Here is a 1,156-nt window from a genome sequence, read left to right as displayed (position 1 = left end):
GGCGAAGACGGGTTCGGCGTAGTCGACGAGGTCCATCTTGTTGACGGCCAGGACGACGTGGGGCACGCGTAGGAGGGCGGCGACGGCGGCGTGGCGGCGGGTCTGTTCGACGATGCCGTTGCGGGCGTCGACGAGGACGACGGCGAGTTCGGCGGTGGAGGCGCCGGTGACCATGTTGCGGGTGTACTGCACGTGGCCGGGGGTGTCGGCGAGGATGAAGCGGCGTCGGGGGGTGGCGAAGTAGCGGTGGGCGACGTCGATGGTGATGCCCTGTTCGCGCTCGGCGCGCAGGCCGTCGGTGAGCAGGGCGAGGTCGGGGGTGTCCTGGCCGCGGCCCAGGGAGACGCGTTCGACGGCTTCGAGCTGGTCGGCGAGGACGGACTTGGAGTCGTGCAGGAGGCGGCCGACGAGGGTGGACTTGCCGTCGTCGACGGAGCCCGCGGTCGCGAAGCGCAGCAGCGACGTCGCGGTGGCTTGCCGGGTGGTGGTGGTCATTAGAAGTATCCCTCGCGCTTGCGGTCTTCCATCGCGGCCTCGGAGAGTTTGTCGTCGGCGCGGGTGGCGCCGCGTTCGGTGAGGCGGCTGGCGGCGATCTCGGCGATGACGGCCTGGATGGTGGTGGCGTCGGAGTCGACGGCGCCGGTGCAGGACATGTCGCCGACGGTGCGGTAGCGGATCATGCGCCGCTCGACGGGTTCGGTGTCCTTGGGGCCGCCCCAGTCGCCGGCGGTCAGCCACATGCCGCCGCGGGCGAAGACGTCGCGGTGGTGGGCGTAGTAGATCTCGGGGAGTTCGATGTCCTCGCGTTCGATGTACTGCCACACGTCGAGTTCGGTCCAGTTGGACAGGGGGAAGACGCGGACGTGCTCGCCGGCCGCGTGGCGGCCGTTGTAGAGGGACCACAGTTCGGGGCGCTGGCGGCGCGGGTCCCAGGCGCCGAACTCGTCGCGCAGGGAGAAGACGCGTTCCTTGGCGCGGGCCTTCTCCTCGTCGCGGCGTCCGCCGCCGAACACCGCGTCGAAGCGGTGGCTGTCGATGGCGTCGAGGAGGGGGACGGTCTGGAGCGGGTTGCGGGTGCCGTCGGGGCGTTCGCGCAGTACGCCGCGGTCGATGAAGTCCTGGACGTGGGCGACGTGCAGGCGCAGGTTGTGCCGGG

Annotated in this window: 2 protein-coding genes; both read right to left on the bottom strand. The window is 71.0% G+C overall.

Annotation, left to right across the window (positions count from 1 at the left end; genetic code table 11):
* On the bottom strand, positions 1-495 hold a 495-nt coding region (locus tag ACZ7RU_RS37025), incomplete at its 3' end, for a GTP-binding protein (protein ID WP_470345399.1).
* On the bottom strand, positions 495-1,156 hold a 662-nt coding region (gene cysD / locus ACZ7RU_RS37020; RefSeq protein WP_470345398.1), incomplete at its 5' end, for a sulfate adenylyltransferase subunit CysD. The genes ACZ7RU_RS37025 and cysD, both read right to left, overlap by 1 nt.

Source organism: Kitasatospora sp. NPDC114501 (assembly GCF_055633695.1).
The sequence above is the reverse complement of the archived record's forward strand: the minus strand, read 5'-3'. Positions and strand labels throughout refer to the sequence as shown.